This window comes from Microbulbifer sp. CnH-101-G (assembly GCF_052466775.1).
Map to the genome: position 1 here is coordinate 4197636 of NZ_CP174292.1, position 21166 is coordinate 4218801.

Genomic DNA, 21166 nt, shown 5'->3' on the forward strand with positions numbered 1-21166 from the left:
AGCGGCGTAGCTTGCCGCTCTCACGGAAAATTAGTCGGCGTCGGCTATCATGCTGCCGAAATACTCACCCATTCGCACAGGGGTTTCCGCCTCAAGGCTGTCCAGCCAGTGCACTTGCTCCGCCCCAAACAACATGACCACTGTGGAGCCAAGTTTAAAGCGCCCCATCTCCTCACCTTTTTTCAGTTGAACAGGTGCATTCTCCATATAGTTGATGGTGCGCACATCGCGGGTATGGGGAGTCACTTGACCGGCCCAAACGGTCTCGATTCCGGCGACGATCATGGCGCCTACCAAAATCATGGCCATGGGCCCGGCGACCGTATCGAATACACACACCAGGCGCTCGTTGCGGGCGAACAGGCGCGGCACATTTTCCGCGGTCACGGTGTTAACTGAGAACAGCTGGCCCGGCACATAAGTCACGCTGCGCAGTGTGCCGTCGATAGGCATATGCACCCGGTGGTAATCCTTGGGTGACAGGTACACGGTGGCGAAGTGGCCGTCGTTAAACTGGGCCGCCAGTTCCGGATCACCACCCACCAGTTCCAGCAGGCTGTAGTCGTGGCCCTTGGCCTGGAACACGCGGCCATTGTGAATAGCACCGAGCTGACTAATAGCGCCGTCTGCCGGACAGGCCAGACTATCTTCACTGCTGACAATCGGCCGTGCGCCCTCTTTGAGTTCACGGGTAAAAAAGTCGTTGAAGGTGCGATAGGCGGTGCAATCGGTCTCTTTGGCCTCCTGCATATCGACACCGTACTTCTCCACGAACCAGCGGGTAAAGGGGTCCTTGATCGACTTGATCTCGGTATTCGCCAGCCAGCCCGCAGCGCGGGAAAGAGCGTGCTGCGGAGTCAGGTATTGCAGGGCGGTAAAGAGTTTTGGATTCATACGGGTACAACGTTTTCCGGTAATGCTTACTGTTCGACGGGCGTATTGGGCAGGTTGCCCCACTCACTCCAGGAGCCTGGGTAGGCGCGAATATCAAAACCCAGGGACTTACCCACCAACCAGGTAAAGCCGGAGCGGTGATGACTTTGGCAGTGGGTGACGATTTTATGCTCTTCATTGATACCGAGCCTGGCGAGTAGCTCGCGCGCATCGTTGCGGATACGCAGGTCGCGCTGAGGGTCCATCAGCTGGGTCCACTCGCAGTTGATCGCGCCGGGAATATGCCCACCCTTGGTAGCCAAGACCCTTTCTCCGCAGTATTCCTGGGGGGAGCGAGCATCCCAAACGAGGAAGTCGGGGTTGCCCAAGTGCTCCTGGATTTCCTGGGCATTCATGGCGGCATCGGTATTGATCGAGATCTCGATATCGCTTGGGGTAACCTGTGATTCCTCAGTGGTCAGCGGCAAGCCGGCGCCGCGCCAAGCGTGCATGCCGCCGTTCAAGTAGCTGTAATTGCGGTGGCCAACACACTCCAGGGTCCACAGGAAGCGTCCGGCCCAGCCGCCGCCCTCATCATCACAAGCCACTACGTGGGTTTCCGGGCGCAGGCCAATGGCGCGAAAAACTCGGGTCAGCTGCTCTGAGCTGGGAAGCTTACCCGGCGCAGGGGCAGTACCCGCCATCAGTGCCTGAAATGGCAGGTGCAGGGCGCCGGGGATGTGTCCGTTCACATAGTTTTGCAGGGAGCTGAGGTCGACAACCAATAATTCCTCGTGCTCCAGCTCGGCGGCGAGCTCTTCCGCCTCAATAATCAGGTTCAAAATTTATTCTCCGATTCCAGGCTGTTGCGCAGGTGTAAAAAGCTGTTCATACGGCGCTCACTGATGTCGCCGTTGGCCAGTGCCTCGTGAATAGCACAGCCGGGTTCGCCCTGATGGCTGCAGTCGCGAAAGCGGCAATGACCGATAAAGGGGCGGAATTCCACAAACCCTTCCAGTAGCGCGGCCTCCTCCATATGCCAGAGACCAAACTCGCGTATGCCGGGAGAGTCTATCAGATCGCCCCCGCTGGGCAGGTGAAACAGTTCCGCCGCGGTGGTGGTGTGAGTGCCCTTCAGGGTTGCCTCGGACAGGGCGCCGGTACGGGCGCCGGCGCTGGGTAGCAGGGCATTGACCAGCGAAGATTTACCCACACCGGACTGTCCGACAAAGACGCTGCTGCCCTTGGCCAGGGTTTCGAGCAGATGTGGCAGGCCCTCGCCGGTTTTAGTGGAAAGGTGCAGTACTGGGTAGCCGAGGTCGGGGTAGGGGGCCAGTAGGGTATCCAGTGCCTGGCGGTTGCCATCGTCGATCAGGTCGATCTTGTTCAGCAGCAGGATTGGCGCTATACCGGTGGTCTCTGCGGCGACCAGGTAGCGGTCGATGGCATTAGCGAAGGGCTCCGGGTAGGGGGCTATAACAATCACAATGCGATCGATATTGGCTGCTACGGTTTTCAGGTCGCCGTAGCGATCAGGGCGCTGCAGCTCTGAGTTGCGCGGCAACCGCGCACCCACAACCCCATAGCCGCCATCGCTATCACTAGTGGCGGGACGCCAGGCGACGCGATCGCCAGTTACCAGGGTATCGATATTGGCACGCATGTGGCAGCGTTGGCGTAGCGAAGCATCGCTCTCACTTTCCACCAAAATTTGGGTGCCATAGTTGGCGATGACAAGACCGGTCTGTTCCTGGCCCAGTTGACCGTCGTCCAGAGCTTGTTCTGCGGACTCTTCGCGCTTGCGCGCGCGGGCCTCACGCTCCTGCTGGATCTTGGCGACGCGCCACTGTTGGCGGCGGTTTAATTTGCGTTTACTCATGCACTGGCACCTGGAGATTAGCGGCGGATTATAGCCATTGCCGGGTAGTTGCGGTAACTTGCGCGGAAAGTTTGAGGAGACCCGCTGTGGATCAGAACAACCTGATCTGGATAGATCTGGAGATGACCGGCCTCGATCCGGACAAAGAGCGCATTATCGAAATCGCCACCATTGTGACCGATTCGCGGCTGAATATACTCGCCGAGGGGCCGGCGATGGTGATTCACCAGAGTAATGCCCTTCTGGATGCCATGGACGACTGGAACACCGAGCAGCACGGCGGTTCTGGTTTGGTGGCAAAGGTAAAGGAGTCGAATATTTCAGAGCGGGAAGCGGAGCGGGAGACCCTGGAGTTTCTACGCCACTGGGTACCGGAGGGGGCCTCGCCCATGTGCGGTAACTCTATCGGCCAGGACCGCCGCTTCTTGGTCAAATATATGCCGCAGCTGGAATCTTATTTCCATTACCGCAATCTGGATGTGAGCTCGGTAAAAGAGCTGGCCAGGCGCTGGCGCCCGGATGTATTGGATGGGGTGAAAAAACACAGCAGTCATTTGGCTCTTGACGATATTCGCGACTCCATCGAAGAGTTGCGCCACTACCGCGAGACCTTCTTTCGCCTCAGTTAAGCTTCCGACTTAGCGGAGCTCTCGGCAGATTAGAGCCTCTTTTCTGCTGCCCCGACTCTTTTCTGTGCCTCGATAAGGGGCTCAGGTTACGCGTTTGATCTTGCGTTTGCGTTTGCGTCCACTGCGTAGCCGCGCCAGGGCCCAATCGATATGCTCCAGCACCAGAGGCGTGGCCGTTTGCCGCGATTGTTCCAGGCTTTCGAATACCTCCTCGCTGGCCGCGCCATTGCCGAGCGCCACCGCCAGGTTGCGCTGCCAGCGCTCATAGCCGATACGGCGGATTGGCGAGCCCTCGGTCTTGCGCAAAAACTCCTCCTCGCTCCAGTTGAACAGCGCCAGCAGCTCGCCGTTGTCGAGGCCGTGGCGCGGGTGGAAGTCCTGCTCTGCGGTGGGTTTGGCGAACTTGTTCCAGGGGCAGATTGTCTGGCAATCGTCGCAGCCGAAAACCCGGTTGCCGATTGGCTCGCGGAATTCCTCCGGAATCGGCCCCTTGTTTTCGATGGTTAGGTAAGAGATACAGCGCCCGGCATCTAAGGTGCGCGGGCCGATAAAGGCATCGGTTGGGCAGACTTTAAGGCAGGCCACGCAATCGCCGCACTCGTCGGCAAAATCTCCCTCATCGACAGGCAAGGGCAGATTGGTATAGATCTCGCCGAGGAAGAAAAAAGAGCCAGCTTTGGAATTGATCAGCAGGCAGTTCTTGCCGACCCAGCCGAGGCCGGCCTTGCGCGCCAGAGCGCGTTCCATTACCGGTGCGCTGTCGGTAAAGGCGCGACCCTTGGAATCGATACCCTGTTCGGCACAGAAGGCATCGATCTTCTTGGCCAGGCTGGCCAGGCGCTTGCGAATCAGCTTGTGGTAGTCGCGACCATTAGCGTAACGGGAGACATAGGCCTTACTGGAATCCTTGAGCACTTTGATCGGCTGGGTATCCGGTGGCAGGTAGTCCAGGCGCACACTGATGGCGCGCACGGTTCCCTCTTCCAGTAGTGCCGGGCGCCAGCGTTTTTCCCCGTGGGCGCCCATCCACTCCATATCCGCGTGGTAGCCCTTATCGATCCAAGCGCGCAGGCGCTCACCGTCCTCCTCCAGCTGGCAGTCGGTGATACCAACCTGCTGGAAGCCCAGCTCCCGTCCCCAGAGTTTGATCAGGTCGGCTAATTCGGCGAGCAGTGATTCGGTCATAGATAAAGCGGCTCGATATCCCATGCAAGCACAATGACTGGCCGGGGCGGTATACTTTGCTGTCAGTGCAAGTGACAGCGATACAATCGCCCATTTTGCCACAGATGATATCTTCACCACATTGCGGGAGCCGCATGGATACGCCACAACCTTTGTACAGTGCCGAATCGGTACGGGAACTCGACCGACAAACAATCGCCGCGCTGGAAATCCCTTCGATACAATTGATGAAGCGCGCGGCGCGCGCTGCTTTTACCCATTTGCGCGCCCGTTGGGCGGATATTGGCCGTATCCAGGTGTTTTGTGGCGGTGGCAACAACGGCGGTGACGGCTATGTGATTGCGGCTCTGGCTGCGCAGAAGAAGATACCGGTGACGGTGTTTGCCTGTACTGACCCTGAGCACTTGAAGGGCGATGCTCGCGAGGCCCATGCCTACGCCGTTCGCGAAGGCGTTCAGGTGCTGACCTCACTGACCGAGCTGGACAGTGCCGACGGCAACACCCTGATCGTAGATGCACTGCTGGGGACAGGGTTTAGCGGTGAATTGCGTCAGGATGTGGCTCATGCCATTGAGCGAATTCGCAAGAGTCCCGGTCCGGTTTTTTCCGTGGATATTCCCTCGGGTTTGAGTGGAGATAGTGGCGGTGCCGATCTGGCCGTTCAGGCCGATATGACCGTGACGTTTATCGGTCGCAAGCTGGGTCTTTACTGTGGGCGTGGTCCGGCGCTTTGTGGAGAGGTGATCTTTGTCGATCTCGGCGCCCCCGCACTGGTTTATTCAGCGGTAGAGCCCCTGGCGCAACGGTTCGAGGGCTCCAGTCTAAAACGCCTGCCCGAGCGTGCTGCGGACAGCTACAAGAATATGTTTGGCCATATTTTGATAGTCGGTGGCGACAGCGGTTTCGGTGGTGCAGCGTTGATGGCGGCGCAGTCCTCTGCGCGCAGTGGCGCAGGTCTGATCTCCCTGGCAACCCGCCCGGAACACTTAACTGCCGCTTTGACCCGTTGTCCCGAGGTCATGGCTCATCCGGTTATTTCTGGCCAGGAACTGGAACCACTTTTAGAGGGGCCCAATGTCATCGCAGTGGGCCCGGGTCTTGGCCGCTCTCCCTGGAGCGAACAGCTGCTGGCCCGCGCCGGCCGCGCTCAGGTGCCGCTGGTGGTGGATGCGGATGCGCTGAATATCCTCGCCGCCGGGCGGGTACTTGCTGGCGTAAAACGCGATGATTGGGTGCTGACGCCCCATGTGGGAGAGGCGGCGCGCCTGCTCGGCTGCGATACCGCCGAGGTACTGGCGGACCCCCGCGCGGCGGCGGTGGCAGTTCAGCAGAAATTCAGTGGTGTGGTGATACTAAAAGGCGCCGGCACCCTGATTGCCCACGAAGGCGGTGTCGATCTGATTAACAGCGGTAATCCGGGCATGGCCTCGGGAGGCATGGGGGACCTGCTCACCGGAATAGTGGCGGCCTTGATCGGTCAGCACCTGCCTTTGGTAGATGCGGCGCGCCTGGCAGTTTGGCTGCATGGCGAAGCGGGTAACCGCGCCGCGGAGGATGGTCAGCGCGGCTTACTGGCCACAGATTTATTGCCCTGGATTCGACGGTTGGTGGACTGATAGTGAGTGAACTGAAATTGCATTTAGCAGACGAAGAGGCAACGGTGGCCGGCGGCGAAGCGCTGGGCCGCGCCTGCTTAGCCAGTGGCCTACAACAGGGGCTAACCCTGTACCTGAATGGCCAGCTGGGCGCCGGCAAGACCACCTTTTGTCGCGGAGTATTGAGAGCCTTCGGGCATCAGGGCGCGGTGAAAAGTCCTACCTATACCCTGGTGGAGCCCTACGAACTCGGCCCCCAGCGGGTATATCACTTCGACCTCTATCGCCTGGGAGATGCCGAGGAGTTGGAGTTTATGGGGGTGCGGGACTATTTCGCCACGCATAGCCTGAGCCTGGTGGAATGGCCGGAACGTGGCGCTGGCGTTTTACCCGAACCGGACTTGGAGTTGACTCTGCAAGTGCCGGACAGCGGCCGCCAGCTGCTGTTGAATACCCACTCCAAACAGGGAGAAGCGGTGCTCGATACCCTGGCAAAGATGCTACATAAATAGGAATTGGCCTGAATTCAGGGACGTGTAAAAACAATAAGTGAAAGGGTTGGGAAGTAATGAGTAGGATGTGGCGCTCGCTGGTGGCCCTGATAATCGGGCTGACAATCGCACTGCCGTTGACAGCGGCAGAAGTAGAGGGCGTGCGCCTGTGGCGGGCGCCGGACCACACGCGCCTGGTCTTCGACTTGAGCGGTCCGGCAGAGCACAAGTTGTTTACCCTGAGCGGACCGCACCGTGTAGTGGTGGATATTGCCGATACCCAATTGAAGGCGCAGTTAGATACTCTGGACCTTAAAGATACCCCTATCGCCCAAGTACGCCATGCCCGCCACAACAAAAAAGACCTGCGAGTGGTCTTCGATTTGAAGCAGCAAGCTAACCCGCGCAGCTTTGCCTTACGTCGCCACGAGCAGATGCCGGATCGCCTGGTGATCGATCTCTACGATGAGGTGAAAAGCGAGGAGAAAACCTTGCAGCAGGTGGGCGGCGAGCGGGATATCGTGATCGCTATCGATGCCGGCCACGGAGGTGAGGATCCGGGTGCGCTTGGGCCCGGCAGACTGCGGGAAAAAGATGTGGTGCTGGCGATTGCCAAGCAGCTAAATAAACAGATCAACCAGAGACCGGGCTTTAGCGCCAAATTAGTGCGCTCCGGCGACTATTACGTTGCTCACCGGGATAGGGTAAATTTTGGCCGCAAGATTCGTGCAGATCTCTTTGTCTCGATACATGCCGACGCCTTTACCCGCAAGGATGCCCGTGGCGCCGGTGTCTATGCGGTATCAACTCGCGGAGCTACCAGTGAAACCGCCCGTTTCCTGGCCCAGCGGGAAAACGAATCAGATCTGATCGGTGGTGCCGGCAGCCTGAACCTGGGCGACAAGGACGACACCCTCGCCGGAGTCCTGCTGGATCTCTCTATGACTGCCACCATGAATGCCAGCCTGGATATCGGTGCTAGTGTGTTGTCCCAGTTGGGAACAGTGACACACCTGCACAAGAAGCGTGTGGAGCAGGCCAATTTCGCCGTGTTGCGCTCTCCAGATGTGCCCTCAATTCTGGTAGAGACTGGTTTTATTACCAACCCCTATGAGTCAAAGCGTCTGCGTGACCCGAAATTCCAACGCAGGCTGGCACAAAAACTCAGCGAAGGTATAGTGGCCCACTTCGAGAGCCGCCCTCCGGCGGGCACTTGGGTTGCCGCCAATCGCGGTGCCGAAGCGCGCCGACATGTAATCGCCCGCGGCGAGACACTGTCAGGAATCGCCGCACGCTATCGGATTTCCGTGGCGTCCCTGAAGAAAGCTAACGGCATCAACAGCTCGGTCATCCGTGTCGGCCAGACACTGAGTATCCCTTCCGGCTAATCGGTTTTACGAATCAGCGCCCCGCGGCCGCAGCAGCAATAACAGGCCAAAGTTATGCACGAACGTATCCAGCAATTATCTCCGCGTCTTGCCAACCAGATCGCTGCAGGTGAGGTGGTCGAACGCCCCGCCTCTGTAATCAAGGAGCTGCTGGAAAACAGTTTGGATGCCGGCGCCACGCGGCTGGAAGTGGATATTGATAACGGCGGTATCAAGCGCATGAAAGTGCGCGATAACGGCAAGGGTATCGAGAAAGAGGATTTGCCCATGGCGCTGGCGCGCCATGCCACGTCTAAAATTCACGTGCTGGAAGATCTGGAGGCGGTGGCCACCCTGGGATTCCGCGGTGAGGCGCTGGCCAGTATTTCTTCGGTGGCGCGCTTAAACCTGACTAGCAGCCGCGATGAGAGCGGCAAGGGCTGGCAAGTGAGTGCCGAGGGCCGTGACATGCAGGCACAGCTGGCGCCGGCGGCCCACCCCCGCGGCACTACCGTGGATGTGCGCGACTTGTTTTTCAATACGCCGGCAAGACGCAAATTCCTGCGCACCGAGAAGACCGAATTTAATCGTATCGACGACACCATCAAGCGCCTAGCGCTGTCCCGCTTCGATGTGTCTATCAGTCTGCGCCACAACGGTAAGGGCGTGCATAACCTGCGCGCCGGCAGCGGCCGTGTGGAGATGGAGCGCCGTGTGGCGCAGGTGTGCGGTCCGGCGTTTATGCAGAATGCCCTGCATATCGATGTGGAGCGCAGTGGTCTGCGCCTGTGGGGTTGGGTGGCCGAGCCGGCTTTTTCCCGCTCCCAGGCCGATCTGCAATTCTTCTACGTCAATGGGCGTGCTATTCGCGACAAAGTGGTGAGTCACGCGGTGCGCCGCGCCTTTGCCGATGTGCTCTATCACGGCCGCCATCCAGCGTTTGTGCTCTATCTGGAATTGGACCCGGCATCGGTGGATGTGAATGTGCATCCCACCAAACACGAGGTGCGCTTTCGCGATGGTCGCCTGGTGCACGACTTCCTGTTTGGCAGTTTGCACAGAGCCCTGGCCGATGTGCGACCGGGCCAGCGGGATGAACATGCCGAAGAGGCTGAGGGGCAAGAGAATGGTGCTGCTGAAAAAGTCAGCGGTATCCAGGCGGGAGAATTTTCCGGCCAGCAAAAAATGCCGCTCTCCAATCGCCCCTCACCGTCGAGCTTGCAGCAGCAAATGAATGCCTATGGTGCCCTGCATCAACCCTATGGGGAGCCGGCGGGTGTTGCCGAGTCCACAGCCACAGCCGCGCCTCAGCCTGGCGTTGCAGTTGCGCCTATGGCAGTGCAGATGCCAACGGCCAGCGACAATGCCAGTGGGGAAGAGATTCCGCCGCTGGGCTTTGCCATCGCCCAGCTGCACGGTATTTATATTCTCGCGCAGAACGAGCAGGGCATGATCGTGGTAGACATGCACGCCGCCCACGAACGAATTGTTTACGAACAGATGAAAACGGCCCATGCCGCCGGCGGCATTCAGGCGCAGCCATTGCTGGTGCCGGTGAGTTTGGCGGTGAGCCAGCGCGAGGCGGATTGCTTCGAGGAGCGCAGTGAGGTTTTCACTTCTCTGGGCTTTGTACTGCAGCGCGCCGGGCCGGAAACCCTGCTGGTACGCCAGGTGCCCACCATGTTGCACGGTGCCCAGGTGGAGCAACTGGTGCGCGATGTACTGTCGGATTTACTTGGGCAGGGCGACAGTGAGCGCATTGGCGAGCGCATCAATGAAGTGCTCGCCACCATGGCCTGTCACGGTTCTGTGCGCGCCAACCGTCGCCTGACGGTGCCGGAAATGAATGCGCTGCTACGAGACATGGAGCGCACCGAGCGCAGCGGCCAGTGCAATCACGGCCGCCCGACCTGGACCCAGGTTAAACTGGCGGATATGGATAAGTGGTTTATGCGCGGTCAATAACCGCGTTTGGGAAGTAGGTGTTGATTTGAGCGAGCGCACTCTGGACGATAAACCCCACGCAATTTTCCTGATGGGCCCGACGGCATCGGGCAAAACGGATTTGGCTATGGCCCTGGCCGACCACCTACCGGTGGAATTAATTAGCGTGGATTCGGCCCTGGTTTACCGGGGTCTTGATCTTGGCTCGGCCAAACCCAGTGCAGAGGAGTTGGCCCGCTACCCCCACCGTTTGATTGATATCTGTGACCCCAGCGAGTCCTATTCCGCCGGTCGTTTTCGCAAAGATGCTCTCGAAGCTATGGACGAAATCAGCACAGCCGGTAAGATCCCTTTACTGGTTGGCGGAACTATGTTGTATTTCCGTGCTCTCCTAGAAGGAATGGCAAAATTGCCAGAGGCCGACCCGCAACTGCGTGCGGAAATTGAAGCGCGTGCCGAGCGCGAGGGCTGGCCCGCGTTACACGCGGAGCTGGCACAGGTCGATCCACAGTTGGCGGCAGAACTGCACCCCAATCACTCGGTGCGCATCGAGCGGGGACTTGAGGTTTATCGGCTTACCGGTGTGCCTCTGTCCCAGTTGCGTCGCGAGCAGGCTGGGGGTGGTGTGCAGGAACGCTACCGGTTGAGTCAGTTGGCGATTATGCCTCGCGATAGGTCGCTGCTTCATGAGCGTATCGAACTGCGTTTTCGGCGGATGCTTGAAGCCGGATTTGTGCAGGAAGTGCGCGGTTTGTATGGGCGCAGCGATCTGCACGAGGACCTGCCGGCAATTCGCGCAGTGGGCTATCGTCAAGTGTGGCAGTACCTGGATGGGCGCTGCGATTACGATGAGATGGTTGCCGCGGGAATTGCCGCCACCCGCCAGTTGGCAAAGCGCCAGCTGACCTGGTTGCGGCGCTGGCCTGAGCTGGAAATTTTGTACACTCAGGATAGTGAGGGCGGGGTGCGTGAGAATGATGAAATATTGGCCGAAGCCTTGAAATTTCTCGCTTAAGCATCCATAACGTGGTTGGGCTATAAAACGACAAGCTCAGTCAGTCAGTTTTCACAGGGCCGGCCTTTTCCGGCTCGCTACTACACTACTTATACGCGTATTCGACCTCAGTCGTTTTTTGATCCGCGCTCTTCGCGGATGCGATTGCGGCCTGCATCCGCATTCAGCTTTTTGACAAGGAGAAAAAAGATGTCAAAAGGGCACAGCTTACAAGACCCTTACCTCAACGTACTGCGCAAAGAGCGTATCCCGGTTTCTATCTATCTGGTAAACGGCATCAAGCTCCAAGGGCAAATTGAATCTTTCGACCAGTTTGTGGTGTTGCTGAAAAATACCGTTAGCCAAATGGTATACAAGCACGCTATCTCCACTGTTGTACCGTCCCGCGCTGTGCGCGTTCCACTGTTGAACCCAGCCGCACAACACGGCGGAGAGGGCAATGGTGAAGGCGGTGAGCGCGAATCTTTCAGCTGATTGCGTTGCGCGTTATCGAGACTCGCGCCCCATTGCCGGGGCGCTAGCAGCCGTGTGAATCTGATATTAGATTTCCGGCTGCCACTTCAATCAGGGAGCCGGGTAGGCGTCCACTTCCTCATACAGAGATTTCCCATTGTTTTTCGATCGACCGGAATCCGGTGAACTGGCAGTACTGGTACACCTTGAACTCTCCGCTATAGACAGCCCAGATGATCCTCGCGAATTTGAGGAGCTTGCCCTCTCTGCCGGAGCAGACCCGGTCAGTTTTATCTTTGGACAGCGCGCCACTCCAGACCCCAAGACTTTTGTCGGTCGGGGCAAGCTGGAAGAGATTCGCCAGGTGGTGAAAGAGCAGGGTGCCGAACTGGTGATCTTTGATCACACCCTGTCTCCCAGTCAGGAGCGCAACGTTGAGCGCGAACTCAAGTGTCGGGTGTTGGATCGCACCGGTCTGATCCTCGATATTTTCGCCCAGCGTGCGCGTACCCACGAAGGTAAATTACAGGTGGAGCTTGCGCAGTTGCGTCATATGGCCACCCGGCTGGTGCGCGGCTGGACCCACTTGGAACGGCAAAAAGGCGGTATCGGCTTGCGCGGTCCGGGTGAGACCCAGCTGGAAACTGATCGCCGCCTGCTGCGCGCGCGTATAGATTCCATTGAGAAGCGCCTGGAAAAAGTCCGCCGCCAGCGGGAACAGGGCCGGCGTGCGCGCTCCCGTGCCGAGGTGGCCACAGTTTCCCTGGTGGGTTATACCAACGCCGGTAAGTCGACCCTGTTTAACCGGCTTACCGACGCCGAGGTATACGTGCGCGATCAATTGTTTGCGACCCTCGATCCGACCATGCGCAGGGTTGAATTACCCAATGTTGGCGCCATGATCCTTGCAGATACTGTTGGTTTTGTTTCGCACCTGCCACACAAATTGGTTGAGGCATTTCGTGCGACTCTGGAGGAGGCCGCCCAGGCAACACTGCTACTACACGTAGTGGATGCCGCCGCAGAGGATCGCCTGCACTTGATGGAAGAGGTACAGACCGTGCTCGAGGAAATCGGGGCATCGGATCTTCCACAACTGCTGGTGTACAACAAAATCGATCTGCTCGTCGACTTTGAGCCTCGCATCGAGCGCGATGAACAGGGCGTGCCACGCGCGGTTTGGCTGTCCGCGGTCACAGGCGCAGGCTGTGATCTTTTGGTGGAGGCGATTGCGGAGCGCCTGGGCGAGCAAATGGTGCAGGGCCTGCTGGTAGTGAGGCCACAGCAATCCCGCTTGCGCGCCCAGCTCTATCAGATCAATGCAGTGCAGAGCGAACAATACCGGGATAATGGCGACTGCGAGTTGCAGTTATTGTTGCCGCGCAGTGATTTCCAGCGTTTGCTGGCTCCATTTTTAAATGCCGGTGAAGAGCCGGAGTGGTTGCCACAAGAAAATATTCGTGGCGATAGCAGTAGCGACAGCGAAGCGCAGTAGCCTTAGTGCCAGCCTCTTGTAGAAGGGCTGAGGCGGCCGCGATTTCGACAAAATTGCCTTTGGCAGAGGTTTGGCGGCAATATTTTGCCGGCGGGGAATGCTAGAATCCGCCGGAGTAAAAGCTTAAATGATCAGAGTTGGAGTAATTTAGATGGCCTGGAATGAACCGGGTGGTAACAACGGCAAAGACCCTTGGGGTGGTGGCGGCGGTAACCGCAATAACGATGGTCCACCGGATCTCGACGAGCTGTTCCGCAAAGCCCAGCAGAAACTCGGCGGATTGTTTGGCGGTAGCCCAAGCACCGGAACGGGTAAATTCCCATGGATGCTGGTGATTGTTATCGCGGTATTGATTTATGCGGGACTCGGTATTTATCAGGTTAACGCCAACGAACAAGCGGTGGTGTTGCGCCTGGGTAAATACCACTCGACTGAGTCCGCCGGTCTGCACTGGAACCCGCCGCTGATTGATCATGTCACCAAGGTCAATATGACTGAGGTGCGTACCGAGCGCACCACCGGACAGATGCTGACCGAAGATGCCAATATCGTGGAAGTGGTATTAACCGTTCAGTGGCAAGTGAGTGATGCGGAATCTTTTGTGCTGCGTGTGCGCGAGCCGGTGAAGAGCCTGCAGGAGGCCACTGACAGCGCCCTGCGCCACGTGGTGGGCTCCCTCACTCTAAACGGTGTGATTTCACAAAACCGGACCCAGGTATCCACTGACACTCAGCAACGCCTGCAGGAGTATCTGGATCTCTATCAGACGGGCATCCGCATTGATGTGGTGAACCTCACTGATGCCAAGGCGCCCCGCGAAGTGCAAGATGCGTTTGACGATGTGACCAAGGCCCGCGAGGACGAGGTGCGTCTGCAAAATGAAGCCCAGGCATACGCTAACCAAGTGATCCCGGTTGCCCGCGGTCAAGCCCAGCGCATTATCGAGGAGGCCGAGGCCTACAAGGCTCGTGTTGTAGAGAGTGCCCGCGGTGAGGCGGTGCGCTTCGAGAAGCTGCTGACAGAGTACGAGCGCGCGCCGGAAGTGACCCGCGAGCGTCTTTACCTGGATGCGGTACAGGATGTGATGTCCAGCACTTCCAAAGTGATGGTCGATGTCGAGGGTGGCAACAACATGATGTACCTGCCGCTGGATAAGCTGGCGCAGGAGAGTACGACTCAGGCTGCCCAGCGCAAAGACACCTCCCCGGTCATAATCGAAGAGGTCTACCAGCGTATCGTCGAACGCCTGCGTCAGGATGCTGCCAGCAGCCGTCGCAGCCAGACTGTTCGCTAGGAGGTGATGGAATGAACAACAAAACTCTGGGAATTATCGTCGTACTGTTGCTCGGCATCCTATTGGTTTCCTCCAGTGCCTTTGTAGTGAAGGAAACGGAAAAGGCCGTGTTGCTGCGTTTCGGTGAGCTGGTGCGCACCTATACCGAGCCGGGTCTCCACTTCAAGATCCCGTTTGCGGAAAAGCTGCGCAAGTTCGATGCACGTATCCAAACGGTCGACTCCAGTCCGGTGCGTATGCTCAACAGCGAAAACAAGTTCATGATGGTGGACTCCTACGCTAAATATCGTATCTCCGATGTGAGTAAGTTCTATATCGCCACTCGCGGTGATCAACGCAATGCGGTGCGCCTGCTATCTGAGAGGGTCAATGACCAGCTGCGGAACCAGTTCGGTGTGCGCGATCTGCACGAAGTGGTTAGTGGTGAGCGCGATGAATTGATGGCGGAGATCACCAAAAACCTGAACAAGGTGGCTCAGGGTGATTTGGGTGTGGAAGTGATTGATGTGCGCGTCAAGCGTATCGACCTGCCGCCGGAGGTCTCCGAGTCCGTGTTCCAGCGTATGCGCGCAGGTCGTGAGCTCGAAGCGCGGGATCATCGCGCCAAGGGTCAGGAAGCCAGTGAGCGTATCAAGGCCAATGCCGATCGCCAGAAGGTGGTCATTGAGTCCGAGGCCTACCGCCAGGCCGAAGAACTGCGTGGTGCTGGCGATGCGGAGGCGGCAGCTATTTACGCCGCGGCCTACACCAAGAACCCCGAGTTCTACCGATTTACCCGCAGCCTGCAGGCCTACAGGGAATCCTTCCGCAGTAAGTCAGACATGATGCTGGTGGATCCAGATAGTGAGTTTTTCCGCTACCTGAAGGATCCCAAAGGGCAATAAACCAGCCCGCGGGGCAAATGGCAGCGGATTATCCCTAACCGCTAGCTGTTTACCCGAGGTCGCGGCTGTCCTTGCGACAGCCCTACCTTCCTGCCGGCAGTTGGTGCTAAAATCACGCAAACCGGGCCTCGCCCGGTTTTTTTGTGGAAGCCGACGCGCCTCATTAACTCTGAAAAGTCCGTTACACCATGACTCAAGCCGATCGTTGGATGCTGCCGGATGGCATCGCGGAGATTTTGCCCGCGGGTGCCGTTCAAGTTGAAACCCTGCGCCGCCGACTGTTGGACCTCTACCATTGCTGGGGGTATGAGTTGGTGATACCGCCAATGCTGGAGTTCACCGAATCCCTGCTGGTTGGCATGGGGCGCGATCTCGACTTGAGCACTTTCAAGGTCACAGACCAGATCTCCGGGCGTACACTCGGCATCCGCGCTGATATTACCCCGCAGACCGCGCGCATCGATGCGCACAGCTTTCCCCGCGCCGGGGCCAACCGCTTGTGTTACGCGGGCCAGGTCCTGCACACCCGGGCACGCACTGCCATGGGCTCCCGTGCGCCCATCCAGATAGGTGCGGAATTGTTTGGCGTGGACAGTCTCGCTGGGGATATCGAGGTGATCTCCCTGATGCTGGAGAGTCTGCAGGTTGCCGGGGTGGAAGATATTTATTTGGACCTCGGTCACGTCGCCATCTACCGAAGCCTGGCCGAGGCGGCCGGGCTCGGCGACAGTGCGCGTGAAGAGTTGTCCGCGCTGCTGCAGAACAAGGCCAGTGCCGATGTCCACAGCTGGGTGTCAGAGAATATTAGTGACTTGCAGGTAGCAGCCTGGTTGCAGGCACTGCCGGGTCTCGCCGGTGGCCTCGACTGCCTGGAGCGGGCCGCCACGCAGTTGGCGGGGGCACCGCAGCCGCTGCTGGATGCCTTGTCTGACCTGCAGCAGGTGGCCGAGGCTCTAGGGCAGCGCTACCCGGCAGTGACGCTCTTTTTCGATTTGAGTGAAGTGCGCGGCTACGACTATGAGACCGGTTTGGTATTCGCCGCTTACACGCCGGGCCACGGGCAGGCACTCGCCAACGGGGGCCGCTACAACGGCATAGGCGCGGTATTCGGTCGGGATCGGCCGGCAACAGGATTTAGTAGTGATTTAGTGGCCCTCAATACCCTGGGTATAAGCGCAACCCCCAGTGAGGGCGCAATACTCGCGCCGGAAGTGAGTGGCCCGCAAGGCGCGGAGCTTTGGCGCATAATTGACGAGCTGCGCCAGCGGGGAGAAGTGGTGATTGCCACGCTTTCCGATAGCGCAGAGAGCGATGTCTATTCGCGCTGTGATCGCGAACTGGTATTGGAAGGCGATTCCTGGGTGGTGAAGCCCCGGGATTGAGCACAGGCGGGCGCAGTGGATGTGCCGATAATGTGCATATTGGTGCGGTGAACTCCGCAAGATCCATTGATGTAGGGGCCTCTTGGCCTCCCGCAGAACGAAACCTGAGTTAGAGATTGATACAGATGGGCAAGAATGTAGTAGTGCTGGGCACCCAGTGGGGCGATGAAGGCAAGGGTAAGATTGTCGATTTGCTGACAGAGCAGGTCTCCCTGGTGGTGCGCTTTCAGGGTGGACACAACGCCGGCCACACCCTGGTGATCGACGGTGAGAAAACCGTACTGCACCTGATTCCCTCCGGTATCCTGCGCCCCAGCGTCACCTGCCTGATCGGCAACGGTGTGGTGTTGTCACCGGAAGCGCTGCTCAAGGAGATGGGAGAGCTGGAAGAACGCGGTGTTCCAGTGCGCGAACGCCTGCGCCTGTCACCGGCCTGCCCGCTGATTCTGCCGGTGCATGTGGCCCTGGACCAAGCCCGCGAGAAGGCCCGTGGCGCCAAGGCCATCGGTACCACCGGTCGAGGTATCGGTCCCGCCTATGAAGACAAGGTTGCCCGCCGTGGCTTGCGTCTCGGTGACCTGTGCAACTGGGAGAATTTCTGCAATCAGCTCAAGGAGCTGATCGACTACCACAACTTTGCCCTGACCGAATACTACAAGGTTGATCCGGTAAGCTACGAAGACACCCTGGAGCAGGCCAAGATCTGGCGTGAGCAACTGGTGCCGATGATCATTGATGTGGCCGACCAGCTGCACAAGGCCCGCGAGCAGGGCGAGCACATCCTGTTCGAGGGCGCCCAGGGCTCCCTGCTGGATATCGACCACGGCACCTATCCGTTTGTGACCTCCTCCAACACCACTGCCGGCGGCACCGCCACCGGTTCTGGTTTTGGTCCCCTCTATCTGGACTACGTGCTGGGTATCACCAAGGCCTACACCACCCGTGTTGGCGGTGGTCCTTTCCCCACCGAGCTCGACTGTGAAGTAGGGCGTCACCTGGGCGAGAAGGGGCATGAATTCGGTGCCACTACCGGGCGCCAGCGCCGCACTGGCTGGTTCGATGCAGTTGCCGTACGCCATGCTATTCGTATCAACAGTATCTCCGGCTTGTGTCTGACCAAGCTGGATGTGCTCGATGGTCTCGAGGAAGTGAAGATCTGTGTGGGCTACCGCAACAGCGCTGGCGAAGAAGTGCCGGTGCCTTTCGACGCCGCCGGTTGGGAGGGTGTCGAGCCCGTATACGAGAGTATGCCCGGTTGGACAGAGAATACTTTTGGTGTGCGCCGCGAAGCGGACCTGCCGGCCAATGCCAAGGCCTATATCGCCCGTATCGAAGAGTTGGTGGGTGCACCGGTAGATATTGTTTCTACAGGCCCCGATCGCAATGAGACTATCGTTCGCGCCTCTTCCGCACTTTGCGAAATGGGAATCCATAACGCGAGTGTTTAAGCCCTAGTGGCCCGGTTGTGAATCTCCGGTCTGATCCTGGCCTTGCTATTTTTAGTGAGGCCTTTGATCATTAGACCTGATTCCAGTTATCGGTCGAGTGGTTATTGGAGCCACTCAGTACCAGAATTTAATCGGGCCAACCTATGACCTCATCCGTTTCCGTTGCCAGCCGCTATAGCTTTGCTGAAGAAATTGCCAATAGCGTAACTCATGGTGTCGGAGCCGTACTGGCTATCGCCGGTCTAGGTGTTCTTATTGGTTTTGCCGCGTTGCGCGGGGATGCCTGGCACATCGTCAGCTCCAGCGTCTACGCCTCCACCCTGATCCTCTGTTTCCTCGCCTCTACCCTGTATCACGCTGTTAGCCACATAGGCGCCAAGGCGATTCTGCGGACTCTGGACCACACCTCGATATTTCTCCTGATTGCCGGCACTTATACCCCGTTTACCCTGGTGACCCTGCGCGGGCCCTGGGGCTGGTGGTTGTTTGGCATTATCTGGGGATTGGCCCTGTTGGGGCTGATTATCCAATTCACCCCTTTGAAAAAGATCCGCGCCCTGTCGATCACTCTCAGCGCCCTGATGGGGTGGGTGGTTATCGCCGCAATCAAACCCCTGGCCAATAGCCTCGAAACCGGCGGCCTGTGGTTGTTGGTATTGGGAGGTCTCTGTTACACAGGTGGTATCGCCTTTTACTTGTGGCGCAGCCTGAGGTTTCATCACGCCATCTGGCATTTGTTTGTGCTGGCGGGCGGTATCTTGCACTTCTTCGCCGTACTCTTTTACGTGATTCCCTGATTTTGTGGCCCTGGTCACAGGGCCTGGCAATTCTCAGAACTTCCCTTTCAGTCCAGTGTCCCCATTAATGACTGATCGGGCGGATTGCACCATTGGAGAAATCCGCCTTTCGGAAGAGAGAGGCTCGTTCTAACCTTGTGCGAGCGAAATGTCGTGTCAAAGGTACTCCCATGCCCAGATTGCACCGGTTCCCCACGCTGTTCTATGTTCTCACCCTTTGCTTAGCCTTTATGATTCAGGGCGCCCAGGCTGCTGATAAGCCGGACCCGGCATTTGAAAAGTGGGTAAAGGAATTTCGCCAAACCGCCATTAAGAATGGGATTTCGCCCAAGGTTTACGACCAGGCCTTTAAGGGGATTACTTCTCCGGACCAGTGGGTGCTGGATAGGGCCAGCTACCAGCCTGAGTTCAAGGCGCCGGTATGGCAGTACTTCGACAACCGGGTGCAAAAGCGCGCTATCGAGCGGGGTAAGCGTGAGAAGGAGAAAATGAAACCCTGGCTCAGCAAGATTGAGAAGCGTTTTGGTGTGGACCCCAATATTCTCCTGGCGATCTGGTCGGTGGAGTCGAGCTTTGGTGGCGTCCTTGGCAACGAGACGGTGATGCGTAGCGTAATCCGCTCCCTCGCCACCCTGGCCTATGCAGACCCACAGCGCAAGAAGTTCGGTCGACAGCAGCTGTTGGCGGCGCTGAAGATTCTGCAGGCCGGTGATATCGAAGGCCAGCACCTGCTGGGATCCTGGGCGGGAGCTATGGGGCATACGCAGTTTATCCCCACCAGTTACCAGGCCTACGCGGTGGATATCGATGGCGATGGCAAGCGTGATATTTGGAATTCAGTGCCGGATGCCCTGGCTACTGCAGCTAACCTCTTATCCAGTAATGGCTGGCAAAAAGCGAAGCCCTGGGGTTATGAGGTTTCCATTCCCGCGAACAAAATGCCGGGGGGCAAGCTGACGGTGGCAGAGTGGGAAAAGCTCGGGGTCAAGCGTGCCAATGGCGAGCCTTTCCCGAGTAAGAAGGCGGTGGCGGAGCTGAAGTTGCCAGATGGGCGTAACGGCCCGGCTTTTCTGGTGTTTAAGAACTTCTTCGTTCTTAAGCGTTACAACAACTCGGATCGCTATGCCATTGCGATCGGTTTGTTGGCGGATCGTATCGGCGGCGGTCCCCCCCTGGTAAAAGACTGGAATCGCCCTTTTACTCCCCTCGACGGCAGCCAGGTTGAGCAGCTGCAAAAGCTGCTGAAGCAAAAGGGCTTTTACAGCGGCGAGATTGATGGCAAAGCCGGTCCGGGGACCCGCAAAGCCATCAAGGCATTCGAAAAGAGCGCCGGTGTGGAGGAGAAGGGCTTCCCCAGCAAAGAGGTGCTGGAGTTACTCCAGAAACAGTAGGGCGCCCTTAGAAATTTTCGTCCGGCAGCAGGCTGTCCTGCAGTAACTCGAGGTTCTCAACCACCTCCTGGGGCTCGTGGAAATAGGCGATGTGATACATCGCCTCGCCCTCTTGCACCAGGGGGATATTCTGTTTGCCAATTATGATTCCCTCGCCATTACTGCGCACCTGGTCGAGCTCGTTGCCGTAAGGGTCGGCAATCGTGGCGAGCAAATCTCCCGCATAGACTTGATCTCCTAGCGCTTTGAGATGGGTGGCAATACCGCTGTCGCCGGCGCGTAACCAGCCACTGCTGCGGGCGATAAAGGGTTCTATCAGGCTGCGTCTGCGCCTCGCCGGCAACATGCCCAGGTGCCTGAGTACGTTGGTGACTCCCTTCAGGCCAGCGCGGATGCACAACTCATCGAAGCGCAGAGCTTCTCCGGCCTCATACAGTAGGATTCTCACCCCCCGATCTGCGGCTGCCTGGCGTAGGGAGCCATCTCGAATCGATGCATTGAGCAGTACCGGCACACCGAATGCCTTGGCCATGGCGCGGGTCACATCGTCGTCGAGATTGGCGCGCACCTGGGGCAGGTTGCTGCGGTGGGCGGCGCCGGTGTGCAGGTCTATGCCGTAATCGCACTTGGCCACTATCTCGCGCAAAAACACATGGGCCATCCGTGCAGCCAGGGAGCCTTTGGCGGAGCCGGGAAAGCTGCGGTTGAGGTCGCGGCGATCAGGCAGATAGCGGGTATGCTGGAGAACCCCGTAGACATTGACCATGGGCACGGCGATCAGCGTGCCGCGCAGAGACTTCAGACTGCGGCTTTGAATTAGACGGCTGATGATTTCGATGCCGTTCAGCTCATCACCGTGCACTGCGGCACAGACAAATATGGTGGGGCCCTCGCGCTTACCGCGCTGTACATAGACGGGGATAGCCATCTCTGTGTTGGTATAGAGGCTGACCACGGGCAGGTCGATATGGCGGGATTCTCCCTTGGCCACTGCGATACCGCCGATTTCAAAGTCCGGGGATGCTTGCATAATTTTTCTACGCA

Annotated in this window: 19 protein-coding genes; 14 read left to right on the top strand and 5 right to left on the bottom strand. The window is 58.3% G+C overall.

All coding sequences use genetic code 11. The features are described 5' to 3' along the window. Positions 1-30: 30 nt before the first annotated feature. From asd to rsgA, 3 genes are read right to left on the bottom strand one after another with little or no spacing between them, the layout of a single operon-like run. Positions 31-894 carry an archaetidylserine decarboxylase gene (gene asd, locus ACJJID_RS18665; protein WP_444920757.1) on the bottom strand — a complete coding sequence of 288 codons (864 nt, stop codon included), beginning with the start codon at positions 892-894 and terminating at the stop codon, positions 31-33. Positions 895-920: 26 nt separating this feature from the next. After that, complete coding sequence (locus ACJJID_RS18670) at positions 921-1715, bottom strand: sulfurtransferase (RefSeq protein ID WP_444920758.1); 795 nt, start codon at positions 1713-1715, stop codon at positions 921-923. Then, complete coding sequence (rsgA, locus tag ACJJID_RS18675; RefSeq protein ID WP_444920759.1) at positions 1712-2752, bottom strand: small ribosomal subunit biogenesis GTPase RsgA; 1041 nt, start codon at positions 2750-2752, stop codon at positions 1712-1714. The genes ACJJID_RS18670 and rsgA overlap by 4 nt, the downstream gene beginning before the upstream one ends. 86 nt (positions 2753-2838) lie before the next feature. On the opposite strand from rsgA, the gene orn reads away from it, so the two are divergent. Beyond that, positions 2839-3381: an oligoribonuclease gene (gene orn / locus ACJJID_RS18680; RefSeq protein WP_152450702.1), complete on the top strand. Its 543-nt coding sequence runs from the start codon at positions 2839-2841 to the stop codon at positions 3379-3381. 81 nt (positions 3382-3462) lie between these two features. Here the strand turns inward: orn and queG are convergent, their stop codons facing one another. Continuing rightward, positions 3463-4566, bottom strand: a complete 1104-nt coding sequence (gene queG / locus ACJJID_RS18685; protein WP_252084201.1) for a tRNA epoxyqueuosine(34) reductase QueG — start codon at positions 4564-4566, stop codon at positions 3463-3465. Positions 4567-4700: 134 nt separating this feature from the next. Between queG and ACJJID_RS18690 the strand changes: the two genes are divergently transcribed. The 13 genes from ACJJID_RS18690 to ACJJID_RS18750 all read left to right on the top strand — a co-directional run bounded on the left by ACJJID_RS18690 (position 4701) and on the right by ACJJID_RS18750 (position 20122). Continuing rightward, entirely contained in the window at positions 4701-6182 is a 1482-nt protein-coding gene (locus ACJJID_RS18690) for an NAD(P)H-hydrate dehydratase (RefSeq protein WP_444920760.1), read from the top strand. Positions 6183-6184: 2 nt separating this feature from the next. Next, entirely contained in the window at positions 6185-6673 is a 489-nt protein-coding gene (gene tsaE, locus ACJJID_RS18695; protein ID WP_444920761.1) for a tRNA (adenosine(37)-N6)-threonylcarbamoyltransferase complex ATPase subunit type 1 TsaE, read from the top strand. A gap of 56 nt (positions 6674-6729) precedes the next feature. Next, entirely contained in the window at positions 6730-8040 is a 1311-nt protein-coding gene (locus ACJJID_RS18700) for an N-acetylmuramoyl-L-alanine amidase (RefSeq protein ID WP_444920762.1), read from the top strand. A gap of 54 nt (positions 8041-8094) precedes the next feature. Next, positions 8095-9984 carry a DNA mismatch repair endonuclease MutL gene (gene mutL / locus ACJJID_RS18705; protein ID WP_444920763.1) on the top strand — a complete coding sequence of 630 codons (1890 nt, stop codon included), beginning with the start codon at positions 8095-8097 and terminating at the stop codon, positions 9982-9984. A 70-nt stretch (positions 9985-10054) separates the two neighbouring features. Continuing rightward, positions 10055-10978 (top strand): tRNA (adenosine(37)-N6)-dimethylallyltransferase MiaA, encoded by a 924-nt coding sequence (gene miaA / locus ACJJID_RS18710; protein ID WP_444922654.1) that lies wholly within the window; start codon positions 10055-10057, stop codon positions 10976-10978. A 189-nt stretch (positions 10979-11167) separates the two neighbouring features. After that, positions 11168-11452: an RNA chaperone Hfq gene (gene hfq / locus ACJJID_RS18715; protein ID WP_020413623.1), complete on the top strand. Its 285-nt coding sequence runs from the start codon at positions 11168-11170 to the stop codon at positions 11450-11452. 136 nt (positions 11453-11588) lie between these two features. Further along, positions 11589-12926, top strand: coding sequence for a ribosome rescue GTPase HflX (gene hflX / locus ACJJID_RS18720; RefSeq protein WP_444920764.1), 1338 nt, complete (start codon positions 11589-11591; stop codon positions 12924-12926). 151 nt (positions 12927-13077) lie between these two features. After that, a complete protein-coding gene (gene hflK / locus ACJJID_RS18725; protein WP_444920765.1) occupies positions 13078-14220 on the top strand; it encodes an FtsH protease activity modulator HflK in 1143 nt (380 codons plus the stop codon). 11 nt (positions 14221-14231) lie between these two features. Continuing rightward, complete coding sequence (hflC, locus tag ACJJID_RS18730) at positions 14232-15104, top strand: protease modulator HflC (RefSeq protein ID WP_444920766.1); 873 nt, start codon at positions 14232-14234, stop codon at positions 15102-15104. Between the two features lie 188 nt (positions 15105-15292). Beyond that, entirely contained in the window at positions 15293-16486 is a 1194-nt protein-coding gene (locus ACJJID_RS18735) for an ATP phosphoribosyltransferase regulatory subunit (protein WP_444920767.1), read from the top strand. 125 nt (positions 16487-16611) lie between these two features. Beyond that, entirely contained in the window at positions 16612-17934 is a 1323-nt protein-coding gene (locus ACJJID_RS18740; RefSeq protein WP_444920768.1) for an adenylosuccinate synthase, read from the top strand. A 143-nt stretch (positions 17935-18077) separates the two neighbouring features. After that, positions 18078-18731 (top strand): PAQR family membrane homeostasis protein TrhA, encoded by a 654-nt coding sequence (gene trhA / locus ACJJID_RS18745; protein WP_152450729.1) that lies wholly within the window; start codon positions 18078-18080, stop codon positions 18729-18731. Positions 18732-18901: 170 nt separating this feature from the next. Continuing rightward, entirely contained in the window at positions 18902-20122 is a 1221-nt protein-coding gene (locus ACJJID_RS18750) for a lytic murein transglycosylase (RefSeq protein WP_444920769.1), read from the top strand. A gap of 7 nt (positions 20123-20129) precedes the next feature. Here the strand turns inward: ACJJID_RS18750 and ACJJID_RS18755 are convergent, their stop codons facing one another. Continuing rightward, on the bottom strand, positions 20130-21152 hold the full coding sequence (locus tag ACJJID_RS18755; protein ID WP_152450733.1) for a succinylglutamate desuccinylase/aspartoacylase family protein: 1023 nt from the start codon (positions 21150-21152) through the stop codon (positions 20130-20132). Between the last annotated feature and the right edge of the window lie 14 nt (positions 21153-21166).

Coding starts and splice junctions, on each gene's coding strand:
- ACJJID_RS18690 (WP_444920760.1), top strand. CDS start 4,701: ATGGATACGCCACAACCTTTGTACAGTGCCGAATCGGTACGGGAACTC.
- mutL (WP_444920763.1), top strand. CDS start 8,095: ATGCACGAACGTATCCAGCAATTATCTCCGCGTCTTGCCAACCAGATC.
- miaA (WP_444922654.1), top strand. CDS start 10,055: ATGGGCCCGACGGCATCGGGCAAAACGGATTTGGCTATGGCCCTGGCC.
- rsgA (WP_444920759.1), bottom strand. CDS start 2,752: ATGAGTAAACGCAAATTAAACCGCCGCCAACAGTGGCGCGTCGCCAAG.
- ACJJID_RS18700 (WP_444920762.1), top strand. CDS start 6,730: ATGAGTAGGATGTGGCGCTCGCTGGTGGCCCTGATAATCGGGCTGACA.
- hfq (WP_020413623.1), top strand. CDS start 11,168: ATGTCAAAAGGGCACAGCTTACAAGACCCTTACCTCAACGTACTGCGC.
- ACJJID_RS18740 (WP_444920768.1), top strand. CDS start 16,612: ATGGGCAAGAATGTAGTAGTGCTGGGCACCCAGTGGGGCGATGAAGGC.
- trhA (WP_152450729.1), top strand. CDS start 18,078: ATGACCTCATCCGTTTCCGTTGCCAGCCGCTATAGCTTTGCTGAAGAA.
- hflK (WP_444920765.1), top strand. CDS start 13,078: ATGGCCTGGAATGAACCGGGTGGTAACAACGGCAAAGACCCTTGGGGT.
- asd (WP_444920757.1), bottom strand. CDS start 894: ATGAATCCAAAACTCTTTACCGCCCTGCAATACCTGACTCCGCAGCAC.
- ACJJID_RS18750 (WP_444920769.1), top strand. CDS start 18,902: ATGCCCAGATTGCACCGGTTCCCCACGCTGTTCTATGTTCTCACCCTT.
- ACJJID_RS18755 (WP_152450733.1), bottom strand. CDS start 21,152: ATGCAAGCATCCCCGGACTTTGAAATCGGCGGTATCGCAGTGGCCAAG.
- queG (WP_252084201.1), bottom strand. CDS start 4,566: ATGACCGAATCACTGCTCGCCGAATTAGCCGACCTGATCAAACTCTGG.
- ACJJID_RS18735 (WP_444920767.1), top strand. CDS start 15,293: ATGACTCAAGCCGATCGTTGGATGCTGCCGGATGGCATCGCGGAGATT.
- hflC (WP_444920766.1), top strand. CDS start 14,232: ATGAACAACAAAACTCTGGGAATTATCGTCGTACTGTTGCTCGGCATC.